This is a genomic window from uncultured Gordonia sp. (assembly GCF_937858515.1).
Lineage (GTDB): Bacteria > Actinomycetota > Actinomycetes > Mycobacteriales > Mycobacteriaceae > Gordonia.
Map to the genome: position 1 here is coordinate 1 of NZ_CALLZT010000088.1, position 5,664 is coordinate 5,664.

5 protein-coding genes and 7 tRNA genes are annotated in these 5,664 nt (G+C 64.1%); 4 read left to right on the plus strand and 8 right to left on the minus strand.

The annotated features are described in order from the left end of the window. Window positions 1–1,379, minus strand: a 1,379-nt coding sequence (locus Q0627_RS07830; RefSeq protein WP_298808868.1) for an AMP-binding protein, incomplete at its 3' end; no start/stop codon positions are given. Window positions 1,380–1,490: 111 nt separating this feature from the next. On the opposite strand from Q0627_RS07830, the gene Q0627_RS07835 reads away from it, so the two are divergent. Together Q0627_RS07835 and Q0627_RS07840 are read left to right on the plus strand one after the other, a co-directional pair. After that, window positions 1,491–1,877 (plus strand): hypothetical protein, encoded by a 387-nt coding sequence (locus Q0627_RS07835; RefSeq protein WP_291012165.1) that lies wholly within the window; start codon window positions 1,491–1,493, stop codon window positions 1,875–1,877. Next, the gene (locus tag Q0627_RS07840) at window positions 1,874–2,347 is read left to right on the plus strand and encodes a hypothetical protein (protein WP_291012163.1); all 474 of its coding nucleotides are present in this window, start codon (window positions 1,874–1,876) and stop codon (window positions 2,345–2,347) included. Before Q0627_RS07835 ends, Q0627_RS07840 begins: the two co-directional genes overlap by 4 nt. A 108-nt stretch (window positions 2,348–2,455) precedes the next feature. On the opposite strand, the gene Q0627_RS07845 is transcribed toward Q0627_RS07840, so the two are convergent. From Q0627_RS07845 to Q0627_RS07860, 4 genes are all read right to left on the minus strand, one after another. Continuing rightward, window positions 2,456–2,532, minus strand: a tRNA-Phe gene (locus tag Q0627_RS07845). 29 nt (window positions 2,533–2,561) lie between these two features. Further along, window positions 2,562–2,638: transfer RNA gene (locus Q0627_RS07850), tRNA-Asp, on the minus strand. 41 nt (window positions 2,639–2,679) lie between these two features. Next, window positions 2,680–2,752: transfer RNA gene (locus Q0627_RS07855), tRNA-Glu, on the minus strand. 186 nt (window positions 2,753–2,938) lie between these two features. Continuing rightward, window positions 2,939–4,363, minus strand: a complete 1,425-nt coding sequence (locus Q0627_RS07860) for a carotenoid oxygenase family protein (protein ID WP_291012161.1) — start codon at window positions 4,361–4,363, stop codon at window positions 2,939–2,941. A gap of 72 nt (window positions 4,364–4,435) precedes the next feature. Between Q0627_RS07860 and Q0627_RS07865 the strand changes: the two genes are divergently transcribed. Then, window positions 4,436–4,999: a helix-turn-helix domain-containing protein gene (locus Q0627_RS07865; protein ID WP_291012159.1), complete on the plus strand. Its 564-nt coding sequence runs from the start codon at window positions 4,436–4,438 to the stop codon at window positions 4,997–4,999. Between the two features lie 44 nt (window positions 5,000–5,043). Here the strand turns inward: Q0627_RS07865 and Q0627_RS07870 are convergent. From Q0627_RS07870 to Q0627_RS07880, 3 genes are all read right to left on the minus strand, one after another. Continuing rightward, window positions 5,044–5,117 (minus strand) — tRNA-Phe (locus tag Q0627_RS07870). A gap of 29 nt (window positions 5,118–5,146) precedes the next feature. Next, window positions 5,147–5,223: transfer RNA gene (locus Q0627_RS07875), tRNA-Asp, on the minus strand. A 41-nt stretch (window positions 5,224–5,264) separates the two neighbouring features. Further along, window positions 5,265–5,337: transfer RNA gene (locus Q0627_RS07880), tRNA-Glu, on the minus strand. Between the two features lie 255 nt (window positions 5,338–5,592). Here Q0627_RS07880 and Q0627_RS07885 point away from each other — a divergent pair. Continuing rightward, window positions 5,593–5,664, plus strand: a tRNA-Lys gene (locus Q0627_RS07885).

A 5,664-nucleotide genomic window follows, 5' to 3' on the forward strand; every position in this document is an offset into this window, starting at 1 on the left:
GCCTGTTCCACCTCGACGGTGGAGATATTCTCGCCGCCGGAGATGATGATGTCCTTGACCCGATCCCGCAGTTGCACATAGCCGTCGGGGTGCATGACGCCGAGATCGCCGGTGTGGAACCAGCCGCCGGCGAATGCTTCGGCGGTGGCGGCGGGATCTTTGAAGTAGCCGGCCATCACATTGTTGCCGCGCAGCAGGATCTCGCCCATCGACTCCCCGTCCGCGGGTACGTCCACCAGCCCTTCGGCATCTCGGTCGATGACCCGGACATCCTCTGCCTGGACCATCGAAACACCCTGCCGGGACAGCTTTTTCGCACGATCGTCGGCGGAGAGGTCGTCCCAGGCGTCCTGGTATTCGCAGATGGTGAACGGGCCGTACACCTCGGTGAGGCCGTACACGTGCACCACCGTGATGCCGAGGGCACTGAGCTGACCGATGATCGTCGGCGACGGCGGAGCTCCCGCGGTGGTGATGCGCAACGGCCTGTCCAGGGCGTGCGCCGACGAGGCGCCGACGATCGTCGTGCACACCGTCGGGGCGCCGCACATGTGGGTGGCGCCGAGATCGTCGATGGCCGACCAGATGGCGTCGGCGCGTACTGCACGCAAACAAATGTGTGTCCCCGATGCCGCGGTCACCGCCCACGGCGTGCACCAGCCGTTGCAGTGGAACATCGGCAGCGTCCACAGGTAGCGGGTGTGGCCGGTGAACTGATTGTGGAAGGTCTCGCCGAACGAATTCAGGTACGCCCCGCGGTGGGTGTACATGACGCCCTTGGGTTTTCCGGTCGTGCCCGAGGTGTAGTTGATGGTGATGACGGCGTTCTCATCGTCGACGGTCCATGGCCGGGCCGGCAGATCGTCGGCGCCTTTCAGGAAATCGGTGTAGGAGACGAGGCCTTCGATCTCGTCGGGGCCGGCGGGCGTGCCGAACTCGGGATCGTCCACCTCGACGACCGTGTGCAGGCTCGGGATCACGTCGGCGATCGCCGCGACCGTCGCATGGAACTCGGAATCGGCAACCAGGATCGTCGACTCGGAATGGTTGAGGATGTAGGCGAGTTCGGCGCCGGCCAGTCGCGAATTGAGCGCCACCAGCACCCCGCCGGCCAACGGCACCGCGAAGTGTGCGATCAGCATCTCCGGGATATTCGGAGCCAGATACGCCACCCGGTCCCCCGGCTGGATCTTGGACGCCAGAACCCGCGCCAGACGCTGCGTCTCGTCGGCGAACTCGGCGTAGGTGTAGCTGCGCCGCCCGTACACGATGGCGGTGCGGTCGGGAAAGACGTTCGCCGAACGTTCCAGGAAACGCAGCGGACTCATCTCGGACCTGTTCGGAACGGGTGTCACTGCGGTCTGACCGGTCATCGACATGCACTCTCCTCGGATACGTGACAATCGCCCACCTTACGACGCCCTGTGGCGGCGGGTCACGGCATCTGCGGGTTCGGGTCGATGTCGTAGGTGCCGCCTATCCTCACGGGTATGGTGTCGATTCGGCATGAGGCGATCGTTGAGTTGATTCGGTTGTGTCCTGAGTTCGCGGTGGAGATGCTGACCGGGATATCGGATGTTGTTGTGCCCGGGTACGAGTCGGCGGAGGTCGGGTCAGCCGATCTGAGTGAAGTGGTGCCGACCGAGCGGCGTGCCGATGCTGTGGTCACACTCAACGATCGGGACGGTGGTGCGGTCCTGGGGATCGTCGTCGAGGTGCAGTTGGGTCGTGACGGCGATAAGTCGTACACGTGGCCGAGTTACGTGATTTCGCTGCGTCAACGGCTGCGTTGCCCGGTCGAGTTGTTAGTGGTGTGTGTCGATGACGGTGTGGCGCGCTGGGCGCACAGCCGATACCGATCGGGCGGGCATCGGTGATCACCCCGATCGTGGTGGGACCAAAAGTCGTCCCGGTTGTCGATGACGTCGAACAGGCCCGGTCAAGTGTGGAGCTGGCGATGCTGTCGGCGATGGCACACTACGATGTACCTGGGGTTTTGGAAGCTTTGGCGGCCACGATCGCCACTGATTCCGAGCATGGCTACGTGTATTCTGAACTGATCTGGGCGGTACTTTCGGGAGCCGCCCGCGTGCGCTGGGAGCGGCTGATGACAACGACAACATGGAAGCATCAATCCCCATTTGCCCGGAAGCACTTCGGTGATGGAGAAGCCAAAGGCAGAACCGAGGAAGCGGTCGTTGCTGTTCTGACCGTCCTCGAAGCGAGGGGGATCGAGGTGCCCGAGGTGGTGCGTGACCGCGTGCGTGGTTGCGACGATCTCGATTTGCTCCAGACGTGGCTGAGTCGGTCGGCCACCGCCGGCGAGATCGGCGACGTATTCGACTGACCGATAGGACGACCGGTCGTCGGAGGACCGGTGCTTGACACGAGTACTGCCCCACCACAAGCTCATGAAACGAAATCCCACCCGGCAACGGGTGGGATTTTGTGAATCTGGTGGCCAGGGCCGGGATCGAACCGGCGACCTTCCGCTTTTCAGGCGGACGCTCGTACCAACTGAGCTACCTGGCCGGAAGGTCCGGCACGAAACCGAAACCTTTTGGCGACCCTGACGGGACTCGAACCCGCGACCTCCGCCGTGACAGGGCGGCGCGCTAACCAACTGCGCCACAGGGCCATATTCTGTTGTCCACCACACCTGTGCCAGGTGAAGCAGCGTACCCCCTACGGGATTCGAACCCGCGCTACCGCCTTGAAAGGGCGGCGTCCTAGGCCGCTAGACGAAGGGGGCCGGTTCCCGGTGGGAGCCACTCCCGTGGGAGCCGCACAATCGTATGACACCACCCCAACATTCCCCAAACCAGCAGGTCAGCGCCGCCAAGCACTCCCGCGACGCAAACTTCGTCCCGCGCATCTGTTGTCGCGATATCGGATTCGCGGGACGGAGTTCTGGTCGCGGGAATCGTGCGCGGCGGGGTCAGGTTGCGGGGACGTAGGTGCCGTGGAAGGTCATCGGTACATGGTGTTCGAGGGGTGCGGTTGCGATCGGGCCGTCGTCGGGCCGGTCGGCCCGCAGGATCGTCAGGCGTGAGCGGCGGTGCAGGGGTTCATGTTCTAGCGTGAGCAGCCATCCGTCGCCTTCGTTACCCGGCGTGGTTCGCGGCGCGAACAGCGGCTCGCAGATGGTGTTCCCGTCGGGGACGGTGTATCGGCTCGTGTTTCCGGTGCGATGGTCGACGGTGGCGATGGAGTCCGGGTCGCCACCCGACCTCGATGCCTCCGCCAGGTAGCTGAAGCGATGTTCACGCGTGATGCGTCGCGGATCGAGTTGCGGGAACTCGCAGCCCCGATCGTTCAGTTGTTCGTGCGTGACCTTGCCCGCGGCCGGGTCGATGGTGAGCCGGGTCAGCGTTCCACCGAACGCCGGGCCGGGATTGTCCCGGAAACGCCGCAGGTGGTTCTCCCATTGCATCCAACCGCCGTCCGCATTATGGGCGACGATGTCAACCACCGTGTTCGCACCGTGCTCGTAGGCGTTGGTTACGTGAAAGTGGAACAGCGCGTCGGTCTCCATGCGTGTCCCAGGACCACCGCCGCGGGGTACGAGAACGATTGTGGTTCCCAGCTCGGGACGGTACGAAAGAGCTTCATCGAACGGCCGGAGACCGAGTGCCACCGATACCGGTTTGCGCACCACCAGCGGGCCGAGGATGAAGACCAGATGCCTGTCCGTGAGCGCGAAGTCGTGGACGAAACCCAACTTCGTTATCGGAACCGTGGCGATGCCGTGCAGACGTCCGCCCCGGTCGAGCCGGTAGCAGCGAATCATCGGACGCGGGAAGAAGTCGACACCGAAGTTGAACACCTCGCCGGTGGCGGGGTCGGCCTTGGGATGCGCGGAGAACGCCCCGAGACGCTTGAGGGCGCCGCCGAAGGATTCGGTCCCCTCCGTGTCGAGCGTCAGGGGGTCGAGCCGGTGCGGCTTACCGCCCTCCCACAGTGCGTACAGCGCATCGTCGTGCACCAGGACGTTGGTGTTGGCCATGTTCTCGGGAAAGCGCATCGCGTTCGCGAGGGGGCCGCCGAGTCTCTGGGTGGCGAACCCGCGGGGCCACTTCCCGGTCTCGTTCGTCCTTCTGAAGGCTCTGGTTCGCACATACCGGTTGCGGTAGCGCACACCCGATGGGCCGATCTCGAACCGGGAGACCATCCCGTCGCCGTCGAAGATGTGTCCCATGGGATGCCCGTCGATGTCGAGGCGACCGGGTCCGATCCGGTAGAGGACTCCGCGCAGGTCGTCGGGGATGGTGCCCTCGATCTCACCGACCTCGTAATCCTGCTCGAGATGCTGCGAGTCCCACGGCGACATCCCGTTCTCAGACGCATTGATTGAGACACTCATGGCTATCAACGTCTCATGAATGAAGCTGATGCGCAGCAAGTTGTCGCTATTGGGGGACATACACTAGCAGCCATGCGCACCATCGAGGATCTCACCGCGGCCGCTCGCACGGTGGTCCAGAACGTCGGCATCGGCTCGATGACGCTCGCCGCGGTCGCCCGGGAGGCGGGTATCAGCCGGGCCACCATGTACCGGCGGTTCGCCTCAAGGGACGAGTTGCTGTCGGCGCTCATCATCGCCGAACTCGACGCGCTGGAGAACGTCGTCCGCGGCCGGCTCCGGTTCGCCGACCAGCCCCGCGAGACGATCCAGATGATCGTCCGCGAAGTTCTCGATTACAACGCAAACAACGTCATGCTTCAGGCGGCGTTACGGATCGATGGGGCCGATCTGCTCCCCTGGCTGATCCGTGGCCCGGACCGCCCGACCATCGTCGATATCGTCACCGAACGCGTGCTCGCCTATGTCGGACAGTCCCCGCTTGCGGCACATCTGAGCCCGACGCCGGAGTCGGCTGTCGAGTTCATGGTGAGTGCGATCTATGCCGAATTGCTCTCGCCGGCACGCCACCTCTCGCACGCCCAACTGTCCAATTACATCGCCGACGCCGTCTGCGTCGAAAATCTCCGCGCCTGACCCCCATACAAAAAGAACCACCCGCTACCGGGTGGTTCTTTACGTGGCCAGGGCCGGGATCGAACCGGCGACCTTCCGCTTTTCAGGCGGACGCTCGTACCAACTGAGCTACCTGGCCGGAAGGTCCGGCACGAAACCGAAACCTTTTGGCGACCCTGACGGGACTCGAACCCGCGACCTCCGCCGTGACAGGGCGGCGCGCTAACCAACTGCGCCACAGGGCCATATTCTGTTGTCCACCACACCTGTGCCAGGTGAAGCAGCGTACCCCCTACGGGATTCGAACCCGCGCTACCGCCTTGAAAGGGCGGCGTCCTAGGCCGCTAGACGAAGGGGGCCCGTTCCCGTTGGGAGCCGCATCAGCTTATGACACCCCACACCGAATCAACAAATCACCTGTTCAGAGCGGCAATCCACCGTCGTGGACGTAAGTTGCCTCCGCATCACATTGCGCATCTGGAAGGGCTCTCCGACGCGCCCGGTACGACGACGCCCGACGCGGCAAACGATGAGACGCCAGGCTGCCGGGCCCCCGAAAACAGGGTCGGATTGCCGTGTACACTCATCCCTGCCTCGCTGACGCGGGGCTCTGCGCCCCTATAGCTCAGTTGGTAGAGCTACGGACTTTTAATCCGCAGGTCCCAGGTTCGAGCCCTGGTGGGGGC

What these genes read in the sequence shown, in the direction of transcription:
- Q0627_RS07835 (WP_291012165.1), top strand. Translation starts at nt 1,491, where the DNA reads ATGGTGTCGATTCGGCATGAGGCGATCGTTGAGTTGATTCGGTTGTGT.
- Q0627_RS07860 (WP_291012161.1), bottom strand. Translation starts at nt 4,363, where the DNA reads ATGAGTGTCTCAATCAATGCGTCTGAGAACGGGATGTCGCCGTGGGAC.
- Q0627_RS07865 (WP_291012159.1), top strand. Translation starts at nt 4,436, where the DNA reads ATGCGCACCATCGAGGATCTCACCGCGGCCGCTCGCACGGTGGTCCAG.